Here is a 24209-nt window from a genome sequence, read left to right on the forward strand (position 1 = left end):
GACGTTTCCAATACCCTTTCGTTACAGAAAAATCACGAACAGGAGGACGGTGATCATCCCCGCCACCATGTTTAGCGCATAGAGCCGGACGTTGCCGGACTGCCAGATGCTGATCTGGCGGCTCACTTCACGCATCTGTTCGCCCACCTGATCGACCGAGAAATCAATGCCGAATTTCTCCGCCCGTTCCTCCAAAAACTTGCCTATGGCCTTGACCGGTTTGACGATCAACAGATCGTAAATCTCATCGACATAATATTTGTTGTAAAGCAGGTCGTGCACCGGGGCCAGCACCTGCTGCAGGAATCCCAACTGGCCGCTTCCCGTCATGAACAGGCCCACCGCGCCCAGGATGCCGACCAGGGCCACCACAAGTGGTGCCGTTTCGAGGACGATGTTTTCGTGGTGCACTGGCACCGCACCGCCGAATACCGGCGCGAGAAACGTATCGACCGAATGGCCGAAGGCGCCGCCCAACAGGGAAAACACTGCGAGGATCAACAGTGGTCCCGTCATCACCAGAGGCGACTCGTGCGGATGCGCGGTGGGATGGCGGAGATTGCCCAAGAACGTATAGAAGAACAGGCGGAACGTGTAAAAACCCGTCAGGCCCGTCGCCGCTACAGCCATCAGCCAGAAAAACCAGTTGCCGTATTCTTCGGCGAACCACGAATGCATGATGATGGCCTCTTTACTGTAAAACCCGGCGGTCAGCGGGAATCCGGTGAGGGCAAGCGATGCGATTAGAAACGTGCCGAAGGTGATAGGCATGGAGCGGGCCAATCCACCCATTTTGCGGATGTCCTGCTCGTCGTTGAGGGCATGGATGACACTGCCGGCACCGAGAAACAAAAGCGCTTTGAAAAAGGCGTGGGTCATCAGGTGAAACATGCCGGCACTGAACACGCCCACGCCCACCGCAAGAAACATGTAACCGATCTGGCTCATGGTGGAATAGGCGATGACGCGCTTGATGTCGTATTGTGTCAGCGCGATGGTTCCCGCAAAGATTGCCGTTGCCGCTCCGACAAAGGCGACGAAATACATGACCCACGGCGCCAGCGTATAGAGGGAGTTGCACCGCGCCACAAGGTACACGCCCGCGGTGACCATCGTCGCCGCATGGATGAGCGCGCTGACCGGCGTGGGACCTTCCATCGCGTCCGGCAACCATGTATGGAGCGGCAACTGCGCCGACTTGGCGAATGCCCCTACCAACAACAGAAGGGTGATCATCAGGATCGTCCCTTCGTTCGGAATGAACCCGGACTGCGTCTGCTGAAACACTTCCGTGTAGCTGAGCGAACCGAAGCGCTCGAAAATCATGAACGCGGCGATGACCATACCGACGTCGCCGATGACGTTCATGACAAACGCCTTGCGCGCCGCAAGGACCGCCGAACGTTTTTCCGTCCAGAAGCCGATCAACAGGTACGAAGCGAGACCCACCAGCGCCCAGCCGACGATGAGGAAGAAAAAGTCCGCCGCCAGAACCAGCACCGACATCGAGAAGATGAACAGGTTCATGTACGAAAAGAAGCGGGCGTATTCCGGGTCTTCGCGCATGTAGCCGATGGAATAGACATGGATGACAAAACCAACTCCCGTCACCACCAGCAACATGAAGATGGACAGGCGGTCCACCAGAATAGCGAGGTCGAGCGTGAACTTTTCCGACTCGATCCAGTGGTAAAGGACCTCGACCGAGCCGCCGGGATCGCCCTCGCCCCCGGCCATGCTGGCGAAAATCAGCAGCACCACGCCGAAGGCCGCGCCGATGGTGCCGCTTCCACCCCACCCCACCCAGGTTTTAGGCAGGCGCGAACCGAACCAGCTCAGGATCAGAAACCCGAGAAGCGGAAACAGCAGTATGAGCCAGGCGATCGAATACAACAGTTTATCCTTTCAGCACATCGATATGGTCCACATTGAGATCGTGGCGCGTCCGGAAAATGGTCAGAATGATGGCGAGCCCCACCACAACCTCCGCGGCGGCAACGGTCATGATGATCAGGGCGAAGATTTGTCCGTCCAGCGACTGCAACTCGCGCGAGTAACCGACCAGCAAAAAGTTCACGGCGTTCAGCATCAGCTCCACCGACATGAACATGACCAGCGGGTTCTTGCGGATGACAAACCCCACTGCGCCAATCGAAAAAATGGCGGCGCTGACAATCAGGACGAATTCGCTTTCCATGGTGAAATTACCTCGAGCGCTTTCTCACGGGACGATAATGGAACTTGGCCAGGGTGATGATGCCCACCGTGGCGACCAGGAGCAGAATTGACGCCAGTTCGAACGGAACGATATGGTTCGAAAACAATTCGATGCCGATGGCTTTGGCGGAACCGACTTCCTTCAGCACTTCCGGGGTGATGTTGCCGGTGACGGGGCGGTTGGCGCCGATACGCAACGTCATCAACAATTCGCAGAACAACGCGCCGACAAACGCGAACCCGGCCATGGCCTGCAGGTTCAATTCCGGCTTTTCCTTATGGGCGCCCAACAGGGCTATGATGAAGAGAAATAAGATCATCACCGCGCCCGCGTACACCACAACCTGCACGGCCGCGAGGAACTCCGCACTGTATAGAAGAAACAGCATCGCCAGGCACACCATGTTGCCGATAAGAAACAGTGCGGAATAAATGGGGTTGGTGCAGAGGATGACCCCCAACGAAGCCAGCACGGCAGTCATGCCGACGACAAAGATCACCGTCTGGTAAAACAGATCAAATACAACTTCCCGCGGCAGGTTGAAATTCAACGCCTGCTCCAGCATTTCCATCACGGTGTGATGCTCTCCTCTCCTTCAACCGCCCGGGATAGAGACAAAAATACCCAGTTGGGTGAATGTCCGGCGCCCTCTACTGGACATTGTTGGTTCACCACGGAGCGAGAATCCGCCCCGCAGGATTGGTTGAGAAAATTACGTTCCCCCGGTGAACTACTTCTTGTTCACCACGCTGGTATTGCCCAGAAAGTTCACACGGAACTGATTGGGTTCCGGGTACACCAACAGGTCTTCCTTGGTCGCAATGTAATTCCGGCGGTCGTAATCGGCCAATTCGTAGTGCTCGCGGAGAACCACCGCGTCCACCGGGCACGCCTCCTCGCAGAACCCGCAGTAGATGCAGCGCAGGAGGTTGATCTCGTACACCTCCGCGTAACGCTCTCCTTTTGACTTTGGATTTTCTGGATCGTTCTCCGCGGCGACAACATGGATGCACCCGACGGGGCAGTTGACGGAACACAAACTGCACCCGATGCACTTCTCGTAACCTTCCTCGTCCTTGTTCAGGAAGTGCCGCCCGCGGTAACGCTCCGGCATGGTCCGTTTCACTTCCGGATAGCTGAACGTCGTGGGTTTCGACACCATATTGCGAAAGGTGACTCCCATACCGATCAACAGGTTTTTGGCTCCATTGAATACGGTTTGTAGCATAAACGATCCCAATTCAAAGAGTGCTGACTTTAATAAAGCTGTACACCAGCATGTTCACAAGCGACAACGGCAAAAGAAACTTCCAGCCGAACGCCATGAGCCGGTCATAACGGATGCGCGGAAACGTGGACCGCAACCAGATGAACACGCACAGCAGTAAAAACACTTTAAGCGCGAACCAGACGAACGGAATGTCCGGCAGAACGTATGCGTGCCAGCCACCCAGAAACAGCAGGGTGATGAGCGCGCTCATGGTGATCATGTTCACGTATTCGCCAAGAAAAAACATGGCGAATTTCATGCCCGAGTACTCGGTGAAGAACCCCGCCACCAGTTCCTGCTCCGCTTCCGGCAGGTCGAACGGGGCGCGATTGGTCTCCGCCACACCGGCAATGAAAAACAAAAGAAACGCCAGCGGCTGGGTCACGATGTTCGGCAGTGTGGCCTGGTCGTTCACAATATCGATGAGGCTCAGCGACCCGCTCATGATGATGACGCTCAGTGCGGCCAGGCCCAGCGTCAGTTCGTAACTGATCATCTGCGCCGACGAGCGCAGTCCGCCCATCAGCGAATACTTGTTGTTCGACGAAAGGCCGGCAAGCACGATGCCGTAAATACCCATCGACGAGATGGCGAAGATGAACAGGATGCCGATGTTCAGGTTCGCCCCCCACATGCCGATTTCCTGCCCGAAGATCGTGAAGCTTTCACCAAACGGGACCGCCGAAAACGTGACGATCGCCGTGAACACCACAATCGATGGCGCGAGCAGAAACAGAAACCGGTCCGCGGACTTGTGAATGATCTCTTCCTTAAAGAGCAGTTTGATCGAGTCGGCAATTCCTTGTGCCAGACCGAAAGGCCCAACGCGGTTCGGTCCCAGCCGCACCTGGAAGCGTCCCATCAGCCGCCGCTCCAGCCAGACAAGGCCTGGAACCGTGGTCAACAGACCGATCACGATGATCACCGCCTTGATGATCCCGATCCACAAGTAGGCGTAGGACGCCAGAAACTCAGTGATGCCGTCGATCAATCCTCAAACCTTTCCTTATAATCCGCCGTTACTTTTTAATCTGCACCCAGGCTACCGTCTGTCCCGGCTCCATGAGGCCGGCCACACGCTGTTCGTCGGAAACACGCGGCAGGACCACCGAACCCGGATTGCACCGGTTGGAGATCACCACCTCGGCCTTCACCTCGTGACCGTTACCGGACACCGTGACCTCCTGCTCGGCCTTGAGACCCAGCCGGTCGGCGTCGGCTTTATTCAGGTGAACCGTGGACGGCTGAAACTGGTGCGCGAGCCGGGATTCCGCATCGAGAACCTTGTCATGGCAGAACAGCACTTCCGAGACGCGCAACTTGAAGGCGTCGCCGGAACCACTTGCAACCTGCGTCTCGCCTGCCGGTGCGGTGCCATTGACGGCGGCGACGGGCTGGCGCTTGTGCCCGGCTTTGCGAATCGTCTTCTGCCGGATCTCGGAATAACCGTTCACTTTTTCCGCGATCTCCTGCGTGACTTCCCACACCGTCTTGTGTTTCCAGTCCGCGCCCAGCGCTTTCGCCATGGTGGTGACGAGCTTCCAGTCGGACGGATTGTCCGTGGTGAGACCGCGCTTGCGCATCTGCACCCGCGCGGCGAGGCTCGTGGTCGTGCCTTCGTCGTAGCCGGGACCGTTGGACGGAATGACGTAGTCGGCCATTGCCGCGGTTTCCGTTTCCATCATGTCATGCACGACGAGCAGGTCGAGTTTTTCCAGCGCCTGCTTGACCTTGTTCCCACCGGGGAAATTGAGCAGCGGGTTGGTGCGGAAAACCACCAGCGCCTTCAGTTCGCCGGACGCCGCCTTTTCGATCATCTGCAAGGCCGTGAGTCCCGGTTCCAGCGGAGCGTTCTCGCCCCACTTTTCGCGGATGGCCTCGGCCTGCGACAGGTCGAGTCCGCCGGGATAACAATCCGGAAGCACGCCCATGTCCATCGCCCCCAGCGCGTTGGTCACCGGCGCGGCGGGCATGGCCCCGACCGAGGTATCCGGCAATGCGCCCATCGTTTTCAGCATTTGTTTGAGTGTGTGGATGGACGTCCCCGTTAGCGCCGACGGGTTGAACACCACCGTGGTCTTCTGGCTGGCGCGGATTTTATCCGCCAGCGCGCCGATGCGGTCGGCTGCAATCCCCGTCTGCTTTTCAACATCACTTGCGGGAGCCGTGCCGCTCAACGCCGAGTTCAACGCGGCGAACAGCGCACCGTCGGAGGCAACGTCGTAGCGCAGGGACAATGTTGCATATTTGTCCATCAACGTCGCCTGATCGTTCAGTACCACCATCTCGACACCCAGTTGCGTGACGGCTTTTTTCAGCCGCAGATCGAGGATCGGCAGTTCTTCCGTCGGGTCGCTGGCGATCACGACAATGAGCTTGCTCGACTCGATGTCCAGCATATCGAAGTTCGGCACCGGCAGGCCCGGCGTGTCCAAATAGGTTTTGTGATCGATGTTGTTGGTGCCCAACTGTTCGCGGAATAATTTCTGATACAGGTACAGTTCCTCGTTCAGGCCGTAACCGGAACCGATGAAGCCGACGCTGCTGGGTCCGTGCGCCTCGACGGTCTGTTTCAGTTTCTCCGCCACCTCGCGGCAGGCGTCCTGCGCTGAAATGGGATCGTGCAGGCCTTTTTTCCGTACCTTGGCGATGCGGTTTTTGCTTTTGGTGAAATCGTGCCCCCACCGAGCCTTGTCGCAGATCCAGCCGTCGTCCACCGCATCGTTCGGCGACTCCGGCGTGGTGACACGGCGCAGTTCGTTGAGCCGCGTGCCCAAGATCATGTTGCAGTTGCAGGCGCAGTGCGCGCAGAGCGTCTTGGTGTTGTCCAGGTCCCACGACCGCGCGGTGAAACGGAATTCCGTATTGGTCAACGCGCCGACGGGACAGATGTCGATGACGTTGCCGGAAAAGCGTGTGTCGTAGGGCCGGTCGTTGAACGTCGAAACGCGGTTCTGGAATCCACGGTGACGCATGACCAGCGCCTGGTCTTTTTCGATGATGTCGCTGTAGCGCGTGCACCGCTGGCAGGCGATGCATCGTTCGCGGTCGATGGTGATGACGGGAGACAAGGGCGTCGCCTTGTCGCGGTTGTAACGCTCAAACTGCATGCGCGTGTCCGGCGGGCCGAACTTGAACGTGTTGTCCTGCAGGGGACACTCGCCGCCCTTGTCGCACACCGGGCAGTCCAGCGGATGGTTGAGCAGGGTGAACTCGAGCACGCCCTGCTGGGCTTTCTCCACCTTCGGCGTGTTGGTGCGCACCACCATGCCTTCGCTTACCTGGAGGGTGCAGGCGGTGGCGAGTTTGGGCATCTTCTCCACTTCCACCATACACATACGGCAACAGCCGAACGGCCCAAGCTTTTCGTGGTAGCAGAAGATGGGGATTTCGATGTCCACGGTCTTCGCCGCGTCCACCACCACCATGCCCTTGGGAACGGTAACCACCTTGTCGTCGATGGTCAGCGTGACGGTATCCTGTGCAGTCTTGGTTTCCATAAATATCCGAACCTGTATTTTTTATCCGACGGCGTCGGCGGTTTTCAGGGATTCGATCAGCGCTTCGTAATCTTCGCGGAAGTACTGGATGCTGCTGGCCACCGGCCCCACCGCCGCGTCGCCCAGCGGACAGAAACACTTGAAGGCCATGTTGTCGCAGATGTCGTTGAGCAATTCCACCTGGTTGGGCTTGCCCTGCTTGTGAATGATCTCGGACAGGATCTGATGCATCCAGCGCGTGCCTTCGCGGCAGGGCGTGCACTTGCCGCAGGACTCGTGCATGTAAAAGTATGCAAGACGCAGGGTTTCCTCCACCACGTTGACCGTCTCATCCATGACGATGAGCGCGCCAGAGCCCAGCATGCTTCCCGCTTCCATCAGCGACTCGTAATCGTAAGGCACATCCGCCTTGTCCGCAGGGAGGATGGGCACCGACGATCCACCGGGGATGAACGCCTTCAGCTTGTTACCGTTTCTCATACCACCCGCCCACTTGTCGATGATCTCGCGCGTCGGCGTGCCCATCGGCACTTCGTAGTTGCCCGGCTTGTTGACGTGACCGGACACGCTGACCATCTTCGTGCCCTTGCTCTTCTCGGTGCCGATGGCGGCGTAGGCTTCCGGTCCGTTGTTGAAAATGTAAGGCACCGCGCACAGCGTCTCGACGTTGTTGACCACGGTCGGCTTGCTGTACAAGCCTTCCACCGCCGGGAACGGCGGCTTGAGACGCGGCTCGCCGCGGCACCCTTCCAAAGACGTAAGAAGCGCCGACTCTTCACCACAAATGTACGCCCCCGCGCCGAGGTGCGAATGAATGTCGAGATCGAATCCCGACCCCATGATGTTCTTGCCCAAATACCCGCGGGCATAAGCCTCTTCGACGGCCTTGTCGAAAATGTCCGCCAGTTCCGCAAACTCGCCGCGCATGTAGTTGTACGCCGTGTTGATTTTACATGCGTACGAGCAGATGATCATACCCTCGATCAATAGGTGCGGGTTCTTCATGAGCAGTTCGCGGTCCTTGCAGGTGCCCGGCTCGCTTTCGTCCGCATTGCAGCAGAGGTAGCGGGGAAACACGTCCTTCGCCAGAAACGACCACTTGAGGCCCGTCGGAAACCCCGCACCGCCCCGCCCGCGCAGGCCCGACGCCTTGACCATCTCGACGATCTCTTCGGGCGGAGTCTGGAACAGTTTCTTCAAGGACTGGTACCCGCCCAGCGTCTTTTCATACACATCGATCGTCGTGAGGTTGGGCGTGTCGATGTCCTTCATTAAAATGAGTACGGGTTCTTGCATGGCTTACTTGTACGTTTCCAGAATCTGGTCGATTTTGGTTTCATTGAGGTTGACGTGGTAGGTCTTGTTGACCATCATCATCGGGGCCTCCGAACACGCGGCGAGACACTCCTCTTTCAACAGGGTGAACCGCTTATCCGGCGTGGTTTCACCGATCTGGATGCCCAGCTTCTTCGCCGTGTATTGCATCAACTCATCCGAGCGGTTGAGCTTGCAACTGATGTTGTGGCAGAAGCGGATGACATTGCGCCCCACCGGCTTGGTGAAGTACATCGTGTAGAACGTGACCACGCCTTCGACGTACGCCGGCGAGACGTCGAGCCTTCGGCCGACTTCCACCATCGCCTCCGGCGTCACATACCCTTCCTGATCCTGCGCCAAATGCAACAACGGCAGGATGGCGGATTTCTTGCGTTCCGGCGGGTATTTCGCCATGATCTTTTCGATTTTCTTTTCCGCCTCGTCGGTGAACACGAACATCAGCGATCGACCTCCCCCATCACAATATCAATACTGCCGATGATGGCGACAACGTCGGCGATGTACGCCCCTTCCATCATCTTGCACATGCCCGGAATGCCCATGAACGACGGCGCCCGCAGTTTCATGCGCATGGGTTGGTTCGATCCGTCACTGACCATGTAGAACCCGACCTCGCCGCGCGGCCCTTCCGTCGGCACATACGTTTCGCCCTTGGGCACGTTGATGCCTTCCGACACCAGCTTGAAGTGATGGATGAGCGCTTCCATGCTGGAGTGCAGGGTGTCGCGCGCGGGAAGGGACACCTTGTTGTCCGGGATGCGGTAAGGCCCGTCGGGCAGGTTCTCGATGGCCTGCTTGATGATCTCGCGGCTCTGCCGCATCTCTTCCATGCGCACCAGGTAGCGATCGTAAATGTCGCCGTGCTCCCTGACGGGGACATCGAACTTGAATTCGTTGTAGCGGGAATAGGGACGGAGTTTGCGCCAGTCCATGTTGATGCCCGCGGCGCGCAGGACGGGTCCGCTCATGCTCCAGTTCAGGCATTCCTCGCGGTTGAAGATACCGACGCCCTGGGTGCGGTCCAGCCAGATGGGGTTTTTGGTCAGCAGGCTTTCGTATTCATCGACCTTGGAAGGAAAAATCTCGACGAACTTTTTGACGTGGTCGACCCATTCCGGCGTGGCGTCCTTGGCAACCCCGCCAATGCGGATGAAGCTCGTCATCATGCGCACGCCGGAGAGCATCTCGTTGAGGTCGAGGATCATTTCCCGCTCGCGCCACGCGTAAAGGAACACCGTCATCGCGCCAATGTCCAGCGCGTGTGTGCCCAGCCAAATGAGATGACTGCCGATGCGGTTGAGCTCCACCATGATGACGCGGATGTAATCGGCGCGCGGCGGCAGTTCGCCCAACTGCAATAATTTTTCAGTGGTCAAACAGAAAGCGAGGTTGTTCTGCGGCGGGCTCAGGTAATCGAGCCGGTCGGTCATCGGGATGCAGTGCTCGTAACGCTTGGCCTCGCCGGTCTTCTCGATGCCCGTGTGCAGGAACCCGATGTCTGGCTCCGACGACTGCACCTGCTCGCCATCCATTTCCATGACCATGCGGAACACTCCGTGGGTACTCGGGTGTTGAGGACCCATGTTGAGGGTCATGGTGTCTTTTTCGCGTTCCAGCAGGCCTTGCTCGGTCACTCCCATGGCGTCGGACTCATATCCTTTTTATCTTTAATCAGTTCCTGCTTGTGCTCGGGGTTGTGGGAGAACGCCACTTCCTCGACCACCAGCGGGTAATCCTTGCGAAGCGGATGCCCTTCCCAGTCCTCCGGCATGATGAGGCGCTTGAGATTGGGATGCCCTTCCACCTGGAAGCCGAACATATCGAACAGTTCGCGTTCGGGGAACAGGGCCCCCTTCCATATTTCCGAGACCGTCGGCACCTTCGGGTCGTCTTCATCCAGCCCGACACGCAGGCGGATGCTGTCGCCGCGGTCCAGGTTGTGCAGTTCGTACACCGTCTCGAAACGCGGCTCGCGTTCCTCTTCCAGGTAATCGACCCCGGTGATGTGCGACAGGTAATGGAAATCCAGCTCCGGGCTCTCTTTAAGGAAACCCGCAACCTTCAACAGGTTTTCCGTATCGACGTGAACCACCGCGTCGCCAAGCGTGACTTCGGCCTTGATGATGGCGTCCGGCAAAGAGGCCCGCACTTTTTCAACGAGTTCCTCGCCCGTCATGCCACCCTCTGTTTGGCGCGCTCCGTGCCGGCGTCGTTCATGATTTTTTCCTGGAGCTTGATGATGCCATAGATGAGGGCTTCCGGACCCGGCGGGCACCCCGGCACGTACACGTCCACCGGCACCACGCGGTCCACGCCCTGCACGATGGCATAGTTGTTGAAGATGCCGCCGCAGGAGGAACACGCGCCCATGGCGATGACCCACTTGGGTTCCGGCATCTGCTGGTAAATCCTTTTGAGAACGGGTGCCATCTTCTGCGACACGCGTCCGGAGACGATCATCAGATCCGCCTGACGCGGCGAAGCGCGGAACACTTCCGCGCCGAATCGGGCGGCGTCCCAACGGCTGTTTGCCATCGCCATCATCTCAATGGCACAACAGGCCAGCCCGAAGGTCGCAGGCCACAGGGCGTTTTTCTGCGCCCAGCCGATCACCTTCCCCAGCTTGGTGGTGAGGATGGTGTCGTACAGCGCGCCGGAGTAATCCGCGGAAAGCTGATCCCAGGCGTCTTTGGCATTCAGTTGCAGGTTCTTGACTTCGGTCTCAAAAGCATCGACCGCTTCATCCATCAATCCCATTCCAAACCTCCTCGCCCCCAGATGTAAACATAGGCGATAGCCAGAATCGTAATGAATATGACCATTTCCACCAGGCCAAACAACTTCAGCTCATCGAGCGCGACGGCCCAAGGGTACATGAAGACCACTTCGATATCGAAAATAATGAACAACATGGCAATGGTGGCGAAACGGACCGGGAACCGGCCCTTGGCCTCTTCGGAGGGGAGCATACCGCACTCATAGGCAATCTGCTTTTCAGTGTTGGCCTTGCGCGGGCCCAGAACCATGGAAAGAAAAAGGATTCCGAGCACAATGACCAGCGCCACGACGGCGAATACGCTGACAAAAATATATTCGGTCACTTGGAGTTTCCGTTTGTTTCTTCGGGAGGGGGGATTGCCAACCTAAGTGAGGCAATATCAAACAACTCCACCCTCCGGTCAAATGTTCCTGGAAGGTGAGTAGCCGGGTGTCTCCCATCCTTATGGACCCATTTTACCCAAAACCCGTTTCAGGGTTCCAGAAACTACTGGAATGGGCGATTATATTAGCACCACCATACCCTGTCAATTACTGTTTTTTCTATCTTTACAGGGTGGAAACGGACACCCCCAAACCCCCATAACCACTTATTATTCAAAGTATTTTAATTTGAAGGCGTGTATACAGCGGGCGTGAGGGGGGCCCGGAAAGGCGCATGGACCGATACGGAGGTGAAAGAGGGCCGTACGTGGCTTGCAGTGTCCGGAACAGGTGGATACCCTAATTTGCGGATTCCCCGGGCCGGATAGCGATCCGGCTCAACCCTCCAGATATTCCAGGTGCAGACGGTAAATCAGGCCGGAAGGGTTGTCTTCCGGCGCAGCGGCATCGGGTTTGGCGTAGTTGATGACCTCGAAATGGATTTCGTTGGTCCCTTCGCGCAAAAAGTCATCGCAGTTGATAATGAACGGCTCCGGGTACTCCGCCCCGCCGTAATCCTGTTTCAGGCCGACATCGTTCACGGTGACGCGGCAGACATCATCAGCGCGCAGGAAGAGCTCCGCCCGGGGCATGGCTTTGGTCCCCGGCGGGATGTCGAATTTCAGGCGGAAACCATGCTGGGTGCCGGTCTTCGCTTCCTCCAGCGTCACCTGCTCCCGAATCCACACCCACATGCTTCCTTTAATACCGCGCCAGTCGTCACTGCCCTGGCAGATCTCGGCAGTCCGCCAGCTTTCGGTTTCCGGATCGTGCACCTCCGTGTCCTTGCCACTCGCGAACACCTGGGTCCGGGTTTTGGGACCTTCCCCCACCAGCCAACTCGGGGTGAGTGGCTTGCTCTCCAGCCACATGGAGTCGTTGAGGTCGCGGTAATGATCGTACAGACCGTGTTTCTTGTTGATGAGGACAATGCTCGGTCGTTGGAAGTTGCGCCCGAGGTAGGGACCGATGTCCGCCACTATGAGCCCGCCCGGTTCCTGCACATCCAGAGAAATAAACGAGTGGGAGGGAATGAACCGGTAGGTGTGCACAACAAACTTGCCCTTGGTTGGCGACTCCACGGACTCGATCTCCTCCTGAAGTTTCTGCAAAAGCAGGATGGAGGTTTTGATCTCGTTCAAAAAGGTCGACTTGCCGTGCGCCTGCCGGCTGATGAGATCGACCACCGGCGATTGCGGGTCCATTAACAAAAGTTTCACATTGACCCCGCTCAATACCTTTTCACGCAGCAGGTCGCGGCTTCCGGTGGAGATGGACAGCAACGATGTCCCGCCAATGTAGATTTCGTGCTTCACCCGTTTGAATAGCGTCTCAAAGGAGGTGGCGTTGCCCAGTTCCGACCGGTTCTTGTAAATCCCCTGAATGCCCAGGCGCACCGCATCGGGATTGACAATTTCCTGCAGTGCATCCTTGTATTCATTAAAGGTGAGTTCTCTCAGGAACAACTCATAGCCTAAGGACACAACACCGATCATGGCAATCAGCAGGGAGAACTCCTTGACGGGGTGGAGCCAGATACTGTGGGTCGGAAACACCTGGGGAGAAAGAATGTATGCGGCCGCGCCGAATCCAAAAATGATGAGCGCCAGAAACACAACGCGGTCCCGAATCCACATCCGGAGGGCCGGACCTTTGCTTGTTTTCTTGTCTTCGAGCATTTTTAAATGAGCCTGAACGGGTAAATAGTATTGAAATCGATGTTAACGCAAGGCAGTAGGATTCACAAGAAGGTTACGGAAGTCTCACTCATTTCTCATGCATTCTCAACTCAACCCGGACTTGCGGCGAAGGTACCACTCTAAAAAGAGAAACCCGAGTATCAACCCGTATGCCGCCCACGTATCCCACAACGAGACGAACAGTTTACTGGTTTTGATTTCCACCTCTGGATTGGGGAAGGCCAACGTATCCAGCCGCAGGTCAGGCCGCAGAACCCGGTAACTCCCTCCGGAAACCTCGGATAGCTTCTGGAGGAACTCAGGCTGAACACGCGGTTTCTGGAACTCCACCTGGGGGCTGGTGACACTGAACAATTCGCGTTCGGTCAGGGTGCGGTCGCCCTGTTTTAAGGAAACCTGCGCCGCGTAGAATCCCTCGCGGCCCGGATAAAATTCGTAACGACCCTCGCCGTTTTCGTCGGTGGCGATGGATTCCGTCTTCAACGTGCTCCGGTCAGGCCAGGTGGAGAGGGTCAATTCCGCCTGTTTTCCGGCCAGGGGATTGTAATCCTCCCCCACCAGCTTGAACTGCACGAGCACCTTCTCCTGTTCGCGGTACTTTTCTTTGTCGGTCTCCACCTTGAGCAGACGGGTTTCGGGATCCCTGGTCAGCCAGGCGAGGATGTTCTCCCACAGCTTCTGGTAATGCCGGCCACTGCCCCCCTCCCCCACGCGGCGGAAGTTCCAGTACCACGCGGAGTCGGTGGCGATCATCAGGGTGCGGCCTTCGCCTACTTTCCGGGCGGCGAGCACCGGCAGGTTTTTCTTATCCACCTTCGCCGTGGCCAGAACCTGCGCCTCCCCTGCCGCGGTCAAACCCATATTCAATCCCTGAAGCGGAGGCAGGGATCGCCAGGCTTTTAAATTCACCTCTTTTCTACTCTCCAATTGAAGAATGGGATGATTGTTCAAGCTACCCGGAACGTCGATCGCATAGAATTTATCGACGAACGGTTGCGATGCATGCTTCAATTCCACGGGAAGGATTTCCTCCACCGGCGTGCGTTCGTACCCCCCCCTTGAAACGACAGATCGCCGCCGATCATCAGGAACGCACCGCCTTCCTCTACATACGATTTCAAGTTGGACAGGTACTTTTTATCGAGAAACGGTTTGTACCGGAAGTTGTGAAACACAACGAGATCAAAGGAACTCAGGTAATCGCTGAGCAACAGGTTTGACGGAAACGGAATGAGGCTGAGTTCGGTAGTCGGTGCATCGACATCGTCGCTCAGCGTCCTCAAAATGAAGAAAGAAAGCAGGTCCACCTTCGGATTGTTGATCAACACCTCGCGCAGAAAGCGCGAGTCCCATGACGGCCGGCCGTTCAAATGCAGAACGCGCAGGCGGTCGCGCACCACCTTCACCTGAAAATCCCAGCGGTTGTTCGTCTCCACCGCCTCCCCCGCAAACACAGGCACCGTCACCGAATAAATGTGCTTGCCCATGTTCACCGGCATGAACTCCATATCCACCCGGTAATCCTGATCGTCCTCCTTTAAAGAAACGACCTGCGACACGAGGATCTTGTCCCCTTCTTTCACCACCACGGGGATGTTCTTGTTGCCGATGGCGTACGCACCCAGCTTGACAGACACCTTGACCGGCTGGTTGACGAAACCGAAATCCGCCGCGTCCACAGTCTCGATTGCAAGGTCCTTGAACTCGTCGTTGGTACCCGCCTGAAGGGTATGTATGGGGCCGTCAAATTTAACCAGTGTCTGTTCGAAGTCCTCAGAAAAGTCGGCCGGATCCTGGATGAGATCCGCCCCGTCGGAAAACAGGAGAACGCCCTGCAACGATTTATTCTCATAATGCTCGAGCACCTCGCGGAACACCCGGGCGAGATCCGTATTGACGTTGTGAGGCTGGTACCGCGCCGCCAGTTCCTCGGTACGGACGGGATCGGTATGATCTGAAACGAAATAGTAATCTACGTCATAGTTTTGCCGCAGGCCCGTCAGCCAGTCCTTATTCCGTGCCAGGGCGTCGCTCACCAGTTGCATTCGCGGAACTTCTTCTGGAAAGGTTTTGATCGACATGCTTTTGCTGTCGTCGACCAGCACGGCAATCGTATTTTTGAGCGGCTGGATGTTTTTCAACTCCAGGCGGGGTTGAAGCATGAGAAGCAACAACAACGCCAGTGTCAGAACGCGCAAGGTGTAGAGCACCGTTTTGCGCGGAAGGCTACGTACCTTGCGCAAGCTGGCCCAGAAAAACCACAGCATCAGCGGCGCCAGCACCGCAAGCGCCATCAAGGCCCATCGGTTCTCGCCCAGGGCCCAGTGCAGCTCCCATGCGTTGTACTCTTCCCAGTTTTGCCCGAACAGCTTTCCCAGAAAATTCATCGGCCGGAATACCTCCGAAGCCGTTCAAGAATGATGGGTAAGTGCACCATGTCTTTTTTATAATCAAGGGTGAGCGCGTACATGACGATGTTGACTCCGAGGCGCAGACTCAGTTTGCGTTGGCGATAACCGCCGCCGACCATGTCAAAATTCCAGTGGCCAAGCTTGTTTTTCGACCACGCACCGCCAAGGTCGTTGTTTGAGTACACGAGCACCGTACGTCCCTTGCTGGTAACGCCTTCCAGGTAAGGCTTCACCACCACGCGCCCCACCACCTGATTGATCAGGTAGAAAGAACGGAAAATCGAGTGATCACGCGGAATGCGTTCCAGAGGGGTGTTGGGATACAGTCTGTCCAGCAGGCGGCGCACGGACGCATCGAATCCGGAGTTGGGCCTGCCGGAGTTGTCGTCGATCAAAAGGAATCCGCCGAAGTTCAAGTAATCGCGGAGAGCATTGACGGAATCGTCGGAGATCGGTTTGAACTCGCGGTCGCCCGCAAGATAAAGAAAGGGATGATGAAATAAAGTCGGGTCGGTGGGTGCAAGGTCCAGCGGTTCGCGCTTGACCTCAATCGACGTGCGCTTCGCCACCTGGGCCAGCAGGCTTTCCACCGCATCGGGACGCGGCTTGTACACGCCACCTTCGTACTTCACCTGCGGGATGACGAGTTTCGAGCCTTCCCCTTCCGCCTGGCCGAAAGAAGGGGCATAAAGAATCCCGAACCCGACGAGGGCCCAACAACCCAACTGCTTCAAAAAGGACAACAACAAACTCCGGTTCGGGTGGCCTGCGCTTAAGTTATTAATCATATAATAATGTTAGCAAATTAATAAAGCCCCCGAACGCGATTTCAATTCGTTTGGTTCACTCCGGATCGGGTGTTATAGTGGGGCGATTTTCCTAAAGGTTACCGCATATGAACCGCATGATCCTGCTGAATCCCGGCCCGGTCAACGTCACCGATCGCGTACGCAAGGCTTTATTGCATCCGGACCTCTGTCACCGCGAACCGGAGTGCGCCGAATTGGTGCAATCCATCCGCCAGAAACTGCTGGAGGCCTTCGGGTTGGAGGGAGTTTTTCTGACAGCGCTCATCACCGGGTCCGGCACCGCTGCGCTCGAGATGGCGGTGTCCTCCTGCGTCGCGGAGGGGCAAGCCATGCTGGTGGTAAGAAACGGGGTGTACGGCGAGCGCATCGCCACGATGGCGGAGTCCCACAGCATCCCCACCGTGACCGTCGATTGCGACTGGGGCGTCGTACCATCGCTTGATGCCATTGAACGGGCTTTGAAGGAACATCCCGAGATCGGGCTGGTGGCGCTGGTGCATCACGAAACCACAACCGGCCTGCTCAATCCCGTACACGAAGTCGGCGAACTCGCACACCGCTACGGCAAGAAACTGTTGATCGACGCCATCAGCAGTCTGGCCGGCGACACGCTCGATTTTGAACGCAGTCACGTCGATTACTGCGTCGGCACCGCCAACAAATGTTTGCAGGGGTTCCCCGGTGTGTCGTTCGTCCTGGTACGCAAAGAGGAGATCGACTCACTCGCCACGCACCCGGCGCGGTCGGTTTACTTCGACCTGAATAAAAACCTGAAAGCACAGGAAGCGGGGGAAACCCTGTTCACCCCGGCAGTGCAGGTGCATTACGCATTTGATGCGGCACTGGACGAGTTGATCGAAGAGACGGTGACCGGGCGCATCAAACGCTATGCCGGTGCGTCGACCTTGCTTCGCCAGGGTTTCAACGAAATGGGACTCGAGTACCTGGTCGATCCCGCGCACCGTTCCAACAGCCTGACCGCGATCAAACTGCCGGAGGGAATCACTTACGAGTTCCTGCACGATGAGCTGAAAAAGCAGGGGTACGTCATTTATGCGGGTCAGGGCGGCCTCAAAAAGTCCATATTCCGCATCGCCAACATGGGCGATATCCAGACCGGGGAATTTCAGCGCCTGCTGGAGGTGTTGAAAACCTGCCTCGCCAAATCGCCCTCGTTACGGGACTGATTCATGGAACTGTACGAGGTGATGAAAGAGTACGTCCGGTCACAGGGCGTGGCTCCGGCACATGAACTACCGACACCGGAACTCGGCAAAAGCCTGGCGCTGTTCCATTCGTGCCTGATGGAATCCGGACTCGAGTACGTGGAGTTCCCCGACGGAAGAAAACTGATTTCCTCACCGATGGAGATCAATCTGTCGCACCTGAGCCGGTTTGTTGTGGGTTTCCTTCCATTCAATTCCATTTCCACCAAAACCGAAACCAACGAAGTGCTGTTCGATCTGTATTCATTTTTCCGCTGGATGGACAAACGCGACCTCAACCACGGGCTGCAGGGCATCCAGTTGGACGCGGTCATCCTGAAACTGACCGAATCGCAGGACCGGTGTTTGAAACTCAGCCACCACCTGGACGAAGCCACTGGGGACACCCTCAAGGAAATCACCCACATTGTCGAAACCATCAACGACATATTCTGTGTCACCAAGATCGACCACGACTTCATCCATTTGCAGGGGCAGAACCACGATGACCCCATCCGCGTGCGCCTTCCGCTGGACATTGTGGGGCTCATCCACCTGAAAGACAGTCTCGACCTGGTGGTGGGTGACACCTCGGACCGCTGGGTGATCCTCGAAGCCGGACAGGTTTACCCCGAACTGGGGCAGGGGGAGGGTTCCGCCCCCTCCGCACCCGCAGGTTAAAAGACGGAATAAACGGGCTTTTCCCCACCTCCCCCACCCTGCCGGCAGACCAAACTTTTCTTGAAAATCGGGGGGAAATGATTTTAAAACACGCACTACGCGTGAACCGGGCTCACCGCCTCATTTTGATTCCAACCCCAGAATTACCGGGATACAGCACACTATGACCGCCAACATCAATCTCGAAGACATGAACTGGATCGCCATCTCGCCGGAACTGATCCTGATGGCGACGTCGTTCCTGCTGTTATTGATGGGTCTGAAAAAAGCATTCAACGAAAACTCGTATCTGGCCAAGGCGGCCACCGCGGGCATCGTCACCGCCCTTCTGCTGTCATGCTATTTGTGGATCGGGGCTCCCACCGTTGCCGACGGAGCGGACCCGGAAATGTTCAGCCGGGCGCTGATAAACGACCGCTTCTCGCAGACTTTCAACCTGATTTTTCTGGTGATGTCGCTGTTCGCCATCATCGCTTCGTTCCGCTACCCGAAGCCCGACCACCAGAACAAGGCTGAATACTTTTCGCTGTTGCTCATGGCCGTGGTGGGAATGATGTTTCTCGCCAAGTCCGGCAACCTGATCACCGCGTTCATCTCGCTTGAAATCTTCTCTATTTCGCTCTACATCTTATGCGGGTTCAATGCCAAGCACGGCACAGGGCGCGAACAGCCAGGCGACGTGGACAACTTGCCGTGGGAGACGGTGGCGTCGCAGGAGTCCACCGTCAAATACCTGCTGATCGGCGCGTTCGCCTCCGCCATCCTGGTGTACGGCATGGCCCTCATGTATGCGGGTACCGGGACCACGGAAATCCGCCTCATTGGCAAGCTGTTGCAAGAAAACCCCTACACGCACAATCCGCTGGTGTACATCGGCATGGCGCTCATGTTCTGCGGACTGGCATTCAAAGTCTCGCTGGTACCGTTCCATTCATGGACGCCGGATGTGTACCAGGGCGCGCCGACACCGATCACGGGCTTCATGTCGGTCGCCACCAAGGCTGCGGCGTTCGCACTGATCGCGAGAGTGTTTTACATCGCCCTTCCGGAGTTGCAGGAAATCTGGATGCCGTTCCTGTTCGGCGTTTCGGTGATCACCATGCTGGTGGGAAACATCGCCGCCATTTTTCAGGACGACGTCAAACGCATGCTGGCGTATTCCGGCGTGGCCCATGCCGGGTACCTGCTGATCGGCATTGTCGCCAACAGCCAGGACGGCGTGGCGAGCATCATCTTCTACCTGGCCGTGTATCTGTTCATGAACGTCGGCGCTTTCGCCGTGGTCTTCATGGTGGAAGGCGAAGGCAAGGGATCGAATTCCATTTACCGCTTCAAAGGACTTGCCAAGCGGAACCCGCTGATGGCCGCGGCGATGAGCCTGTTCATGTTGTCGCTGGCCGGGTTCCCTCCCACTGCTGGTTTTTTCGGCAAGCTCTACGTCTTCGTCGCCGCCATCAAGCAGGATTATGTCCTGATCACGGTGCTTGCGGTGCTGGCCAGCATGATCGCCGTTTACTTCTACCTGCGGATCATTGTGATGATGTACTTCCACGAAAGCGAGCCGGAAACCGAAGTGGTGAGCAACCGCGGCATGACCGCACTCGTCACCGTCAGTTCCGCCGCCATTCTGGTGATGGGTATCTTCCCCTCCACCTTCATGCAGCTGGCCCTCTCGGCAATTCCCTCAATTCCGCATTGATCGGGACCATTCAAGAACTTACCTTCCTTCGCCGTTAAGTCTTGCAGGCCCATAGGATACCTGCGATTCTAAAGTCATGAACCGATTTCTGACGGTGTGCGTCGTCCTGCTTGCCATTGCGGCGTCCGCCTGCAACGATTCCCACACGCAATACCAGCGGCGCATAGCCGAGTACGCGTCGCGCCTGCAAACCGATCCGCAGGACGCCGACGCCCATTTCCAGCTGGGCATCGCCTACCTTTCCATGGGCAACTGGAAGGCCGGGGCGAGTCATTTGAAAGATACGATCCGCCTCAACAAAAACCACACTCAGGCGTTGCGCGACCTGGGCTGGGCCCTGTACCAAATGGGAGACCTCGCCGCCGCAGAAAAATGGTTGAGGCAATCGTACCGGTTGAATGCCAAGGACCCGAAAACCGTCGCCAACCTGGGAGCGGTGCTGATCGCCCGGGAAAGGTATTCCGCTGCGGTAGCGGTGCTGGACAACAGCGTCCCGGGCGGGGACCCGGCCCATTTCCAGATTCACAACAACCTCGCCATCGCCTATCGGCATCTGGGAGAGAAAACCAAAGCCGCGAATCAACTGCGGATCGCCTCGCGTCTGGCCCCGAACGTTGCCAGGGTCCACAGCAATCTCGGTGCATTGTATGAAGCATTGAATATGGATGAAGACGCGTTTCAAAAATACAATCTGGCTCTGCGTCTCGATCCGGAGGAACCGATCGCGCATTACAACCTCGGCGCCTATTACGCACGGCGTGGCAACAAGCTGCTGGCCCTCGGACACATGCACGAAGCACAGCGGCTGAACCCATCAGACGCGACCATCCGGATCGGTCTCGGCCGCGCTTTCGCCGACCTCAGGAAATACGACAAGGCGCTGGAGCATTATGAGGCCTCGCTTCGCTACCGCCCCGGAAATGCCGACACGTACCTTGAAATGGCGGAGTTGTACCACCTCAACCAGCAGGCGGAGAAAGCGGTGGAATCGTACGAACTCGCCATCAGTCTCGACCCCGACCGGCCCCAGGCGTATTACAAGCTGGCTTTGTTGTACGATCAGTTGGAAGTGGGGAAAAGTGCACTGCTGTACATGGCAGTGGCCGAAAAGGAGTATTTACAGCAGGACAAACGGAAAGAGGCCGATACCAGCCGCCAGAACCTGCGCGTGTTCGCGCGCAAATACCAGTATGGCGACCGCGCACTGAAACGCCTGCTCAAGCGGCACGATCTGAACAGAAATCCGGTCAACGCTCGAGGATGAAGGTCACCGGACCGTCGTTGTGGATTTCCACCTTCATGTCGGCGGCGAACCTGCCTTCCTGCACGCTCAATCCGGTGGTCATGAACCGGTCCACGAACAGGCGATAAAGCCGTTTCGCTTCTTCCGGAGGGGCGGCGTTGTCGAACCCCGGCCGCCGTCCCCGTGAACAATCCCCCGCGAGGGTGAACTGCGACACCACCAGCACCTCGCCCTGGATATCGACACACGACCGGTTCATTTTGCCCACCTCATCCTGAAAGATGCGCAGGTTGGCGGCCTTCTCCACCAGCCATTCAACCGCCGCGTCAGTGTCGCCCTTTTCCGCCCCAAACAAAATCATGAGCCCGCTTCCGATACGCGCGATCTCAAATCCATCCACCGAGACGGCCGAAGCCAAAACCCTCTGCACAACCAGTTTCATGGAATAAAAGAAAAAAGATTGATCAATGGGCGCGGAAGAACCGCTGGTCGGTTCCGCCGGGACCGATCAGTACACGCACCTCGCGGGAACAACGCGGGCAACGTCCTTCATACGCGTTGCCGTCCTTGTTGAGGTAAATCCGGCGGTACACGTTGCAACATTCGAATAATATGCCGAGAAACTTTTTCTTTTTTGTTCGGGAGTCATGATCCATCAAATCCCCAATCCTGGAACCGGAAAGCGAAATGGTTCCAACACGGTTCCCGTACTCACCGCCCGCGCAATTGATCCAGCGCCCGAACCTTGGACGCCTTGAACGCGCTGTGCGGAATGCGCAGGGCTTTGGTGATGCGCCGAATTTCCTCGGATTCCTCGTGCGAAATAGTGCCGTCCGCCGCCGCCACGGCAAAGAAACAATCCACCGTAGCCACACGGTCGTTGTACGAATAGAGCTTGTTGAACTCCCGCGTCACCTCGTCGAAGTCATAGCCCCGCTCAGCCTGTTCGGAAACCACTACCAGCAATAAATCCAGTTCCTTCGGAGTGAACTCGAAACGTTTTTTCAATTCCGCCTTGAGCGCCTTTTTTTCTTCTTCCCGAAAGTCTTCATCCACGTGCGCCACAGATGCCAGCAAGGTGCCAAGCAGGCAAATGAAATACAGGTCGTCATCGGGGATTCGCCCTTTTTTCAAGCTGCCGTTGGATTTCAACTCGATGCTTTTCAAAATCTGGTTGCGGAAATACTGATGAAGTTCCGGATTCTTTTCGTAAGCGGGCTGGAAAATGGTGCTCTCGAAAAAATTGCGGATCTTGCCCACAGTGCGCTTGGTGATCGACGATTTTTTGAGATGCTTTGCAAAAGTTACCAGCAGTTCGCGTTCCTCGTCCTTTAATTTTTTGTCGGCGGACGCCATTTCCTCCATGACTTTCACCACCCGCTCCCGTTCCTGACCGGAACCGAACTCATGCGACAATTTCACCAGCAGCCGATCCTGCTCCTCTTTTGAAACCGGGGATAACAGATACGGTTTCAGGCTGTTCATTTCCTTATCCGTGAGGTGAAACTTGCGATAAAACCGCTTCAGGATATTTTTTTCGGATTCGCTCATTTCCCCATCAGCCCAGGCAATGGCGGCAAGCGTTTTCAGGAGGGTCATGTTTTTAACGGTAGCCATATCGCACTCTCTGTTTTGAAAGGTGTCACTTAAAGCTGTTTATCCACAAATGGCCACGGCCGTTCTCACGAACGATGCCAAATATATCCAAATGTCCGTCGTTGTTGACGTCCGCGAACGTCAATTCTTTAAAATGCAGGTTGGCGGGAAGGCGTTTTGCCCCTTCACTTAAAAAGCGCCACTTACCCAGGCCACGCTGGTAGTGAATTCCCTCCCGGCTCAATATAATGATATCAGGAATTGAGTCCGCATTGGCATCGAGCAGGTAAACAGCACGGGACGGGTAACCCGGGAAAGCGCGCAGGGGTCCTTTGCGAAAATATCCGTGTCCGTTGTTCACGAGCACATAACTATACTCGTTTTCATACGAACGAGAACGCGGATCGATCTCCTCGTTGACCACCAGGAGGTCGTTGTCGCCATCCATGTCGAAGTCTGCCCAGTCGGCGAAATTGCTTTTACTGCGGAGGAACGGGACCAGTTCGCTGGTGCGGTCCGTAAACTGGCCCAGTCCGTTGTTTAGCAGCAGGCGGTTGCGTCCGGTGTCGTAAACAAGGAAGATGTCGATCACCCGGTCGCCGTCATAATCCGCGAACGAGGTTCCGCGAATGCCAGCAGGCAGTGGCGGCATGAGCAGTTGGGTCGCGTCGCGAAACTGCGCGCGGCCGTTGTTCAAAAGGAACTGCACCTGATGCGGGTCCGGCTCCCCCCGGTTGAGCACATGGTGCCCGGTGAAAAACAGATCGACATTGCCGTCCTGGTCCACATCCACCAGGTCCACACGGTCGAGCCCCGTCTTGAACGGCGGCAGGTGAAATCCCTGCGGCGTGTAAAAATAACCGCGGCCGTTGTTGATGAACACCTTCACGGAATCGCCGTCGGCAAAGCGGCCAATCAGCACCAGGTCGGCGGTGCGGTCGTGATTGAGGTCCCGCGCACGCATGGCCACGATCGTGTCGCCCGGCTCTCCCACCCAGCCGGGGCGCTTCAGTTTGGACAACCGCTTGCCTTCGCGGTTTTGCCACACGCGGACCACCGGTGCGCCATTGGAGTTATTTTCCACCACCAGCAGGTCCGGAAACGGGTCGCGGTTGATATATGCAAAATACGCGTGCTGGACCGGTTGTTTCTGCAGACCGGGTAAAAATCCTTCCGTCAGGTCGAGGTACCGCTGACGGCCGGGATCCTTTTTAAACAGCCCCTTGTTCGGACCGCATCCCGCAAGCACCAGGCACAAAGCGAGAACCATGCCATACAAATACAAATATTTCCGGGTCACGGGAATCGGGAGTCTCCCTGGAGGTGATTCAGGTTCAG

Annotated in this window: 24 protein-coding genes; 4 read left to right on the plus strand and 20 right to left on the minus strand. The window is 56.9% G+C overall.

Annotation, left to right across the window (positions count from 1 at the left end; all coding sequences use genetic code 11):
• Positions 1-21: 21 nt before the first annotated feature.
• The 16 genes from nuoL to TX82_RS13455 form a co-directional block, all read right to left on the minus strand.
• Entirely contained in the window at positions 22-1893 is a 1872-nt protein-coding gene (gene nuoL / locus TX82_RS13385) for an NADH-quinone oxidoreductase subunit L (protein WP_005011793.1), read from the minus strand.
• 4 nt (positions 1894-1897) lie between these two features.
• Positions 1898-2197, minus strand: coding sequence for an NADH-quinone oxidoreductase subunit NuoK (nuoK, locus tag TX82_RS13390; RefSeq protein ID WP_005011796.1), 300 nt, complete (start codon positions 2195-2197; stop codon positions 1898-1900).
• Positions 2198-2204: 7 nt separating this feature from the next.
• A complete protein-coding gene (locus tag TX82_RS13395; RefSeq protein WP_005011798.1) occupies positions 2205-2792 on the minus strand; it encodes an NADH-quinone oxidoreductase subunit J in 588 nt (195 codons plus the stop codon).
• Positions 2793-2948: 156 nt separating this feature from the next.
• Positions 2949-3446, minus strand: a complete 498-nt coding sequence (locus TX82_RS13400) for a NuoI/complex I 23 kDa subunit family protein (RefSeq protein ID WP_005011800.1) — start codon at positions 3444-3446, stop codon at positions 2949-2951.
• Positions 3447-3459: 13 nt separating this feature from the next.
• Positions 3460-4479, minus strand: coding sequence for an NADH-quinone oxidoreductase subunit NuoH (gene nuoH / locus TX82_RS13405; protein ID WP_005011802.1), 1020 nt, complete (start codon positions 4477-4479; stop codon positions 3460-3462).
• A gap of 28 nt (positions 4480-4507) precedes the next feature.
• Positions 4508-6988 (minus strand): molybdopterin-dependent oxidoreductase, encoded by a 2481-nt coding sequence (locus TX82_RS13410; protein ID WP_005011804.1) that lies wholly within the window; start codon positions 6986-6988, stop codon positions 4508-4510.
• 21 nt (positions 6989-7009) lie between these two features.
• On the minus strand, positions 7010-8284 hold the full coding sequence (nuoF, locus tag TX82_RS13415; RefSeq protein ID WP_005011806.1) for an NADH-quinone oxidoreductase subunit NuoF: 1275 nt from the start codon (positions 8282-8284) through the stop codon (positions 7010-7012).
• A 3-nt stretch (positions 8285-8287) separates the two neighbouring features.
• Positions 8288-8764: an NADH-quinone oxidoreductase subunit NuoE gene (gene nuoE / locus TX82_RS13420; protein ID WP_005011807.1), complete on the minus strand. Its 477-nt coding sequence runs from the start codon at positions 8762-8764 to the stop codon at positions 8288-8290.
• Positions 8764-9966 carry an NADH dehydrogenase (quinone) subunit D gene (gene nuoD, locus TX82_RS13425; RefSeq protein ID WP_005011809.1) on the minus strand — a complete coding sequence of 401 codons (1203 nt, stop codon included), beginning with the start codon at positions 9964-9966 and terminating at the stop codon, positions 8764-8766. Before nuoD ends, nuoE begins: the two co-directional genes overlap by 1 nt.
• Entirely contained in the window at positions 9957-10502 is a 546-nt protein-coding gene (locus tag TX82_RS13430; protein WP_005011811.1) for an NADH-quinone oxidoreductase subunit C, read from the minus strand. Before TX82_RS13430 ends, nuoD begins: the two co-directional genes overlap by 10 nt.
• A complete protein-coding gene (locus TX82_RS13435) occupies positions 10499-11083 on the minus strand; it encodes an NADH-quinone oxidoreductase subunit B (protein WP_005011814.1) in 585 nt (194 codons plus the stop codon). Before TX82_RS13435 ends, TX82_RS13430 begins: the two co-directional genes overlap by 4 nt.
• Positions 11074-11427, minus strand: coding sequence for an NADH-quinone oxidoreductase subunit A (locus TX82_RS13440; RefSeq protein ID WP_005011816.1), 354 nt, complete (start codon positions 11425-11427; stop codon positions 11074-11076). Before TX82_RS13440 ends, TX82_RS13435 begins: the two co-directional genes overlap by 10 nt.
• Before the next feature lie 438 nt (positions 11428-11865).
• Positions 11866-13206 carry a hypothetical protein gene (locus TX82_RS13445; protein ID WP_005011822.1) on the minus strand — a complete coding sequence of 447 codons (1341 nt, stop codon included), beginning with the start codon at positions 13204-13206 and terminating at the stop codon, positions 11866-11868.
• Positions 13207-13311: 105 nt separating this feature from the next.
• On the minus strand, positions 13312-14244 hold the full coding sequence (locus TX82_RS16885) for a glutamine amidotransferase (protein ID WP_244875039.1): 933 nt from the start codon (positions 14242-14244) through the stop codon (positions 13312-13314).
• Positions 14235-15614 (minus strand): hypothetical protein, encoded by a 1380-nt coding sequence (locus tag TX82_RS16890; RefSeq protein ID WP_244875040.1) that lies wholly within the window; start codon positions 15612-15614, stop codon positions 14235-14237. Before TX82_RS16890 ends, TX82_RS16885 begins: the two co-directional genes overlap by 10 nt.
• Entirely contained in the window at positions 15611-16381 is a 771-nt protein-coding gene (locus TX82_RS13455) for a DUF4159 domain-containing protein (protein WP_237100471.1), read from the minus strand. The genes TX82_RS16890 and TX82_RS13455 overlap by 4 nt, the downstream gene beginning before the upstream one ends.
• 152 nt (positions 16382-16533) lie before the next feature.
• On the opposite strand from TX82_RS13455, the gene TX82_RS13460 reads away from it, so the two are divergent.
• From TX82_RS13460 to TX82_RS13475, 4 genes are all read left to right on the plus strand, one after another.
• Positions 16534-17634, plus strand: coding sequence for a 2-aminoethylphosphonate aminotransferase (locus TX82_RS13460; RefSeq protein ID WP_005011824.1), 1101 nt, complete (start codon positions 16534-16536; stop codon positions 17632-17634).
• 3 nt (positions 17635-17637) lie between these two features.
• Positions 17638-18333 carry a hypothetical protein gene (locus TX82_RS13465; protein ID WP_005011825.1) on the plus strand — a complete coding sequence of 232 codons (696 nt, stop codon included), beginning with the start codon at positions 17638-17640 and terminating at the stop codon, positions 18331-18333.
• Between the two features lie 163 nt (positions 18334-18496).
• Positions 18497-20032 (plus strand): NADH-quinone oxidoreductase subunit N, encoded by a 1536-nt coding sequence (locus TX82_RS13470; RefSeq protein WP_005011828.1) that lies wholly within the window; start codon positions 18497-18499, stop codon positions 20030-20032.
• A gap of 76 nt (positions 20033-20108) precedes the next feature.
• Positions 20109-21296, plus strand: a complete 1188-nt coding sequence (locus TX82_RS13475) for a tetratricopeptide repeat protein (protein WP_005011829.1) — start codon at positions 20109-20111, stop codon at positions 21294-21296.
• On the opposite strand, the gene dtd is transcribed toward TX82_RS13475, so the two are convergent.
• The 4 genes from dtd to TX82_RS13495 are packed head-to-tail and all read right to left on the minus strand — an operon-like array spanning position 21280 to position 24171.
• Complete coding sequence (gene dtd, locus TX82_RS13480; RefSeq protein ID WP_005011830.1) at positions 21280-21717, minus strand: D-aminoacyl-tRNA deacylase; 438 nt, start codon at positions 21715-21717, stop codon at positions 21280-21282. The two genes, TX82_RS13475 and dtd, sit on opposite strands and share 17 nt — an antisense overlap.
• A gap of 22 nt (positions 21718-21739) precedes the next feature.
• The gene (locus TX82_RS13485; RefSeq protein WP_005011831.1) at positions 21740-21931 is read right to left on the minus strand and encodes a hypothetical protein; all 192 of its coding nucleotides are present in this window, start codon (positions 21929-21931) and stop codon (positions 21740-21742) included.
• A 55-nt stretch (positions 21932-21986) separates the two neighbouring features.
• A complete protein-coding gene (locus TX82_RS13490) occupies positions 21987-22892 on the minus strand; it encodes a tellurite resistance TerB family protein (protein ID WP_005011832.1) in 906 nt (301 codons plus the stop codon).
• Positions 22893-22917: 25 nt separating this feature from the next.
• Positions 22918-24171: an FG-GAP repeat domain-containing protein gene (locus TX82_RS13495; protein ID WP_005011837.1), complete on the minus strand. Its 1254-nt coding sequence runs from the start codon at positions 24169-24171 to the stop codon at positions 22918-22920.
• Positions 24172-24209: the final 38 nt, after the last annotated feature.

Source organism: Nitrospina gracilis 3/211 (assembly GCF_000341545.2).
GTDB lineage: Bacteria > Nitrospinota > Nitrospinia > Nitrospinales > Nitrospinaceae > Nitrospina > Nitrospina gracilis.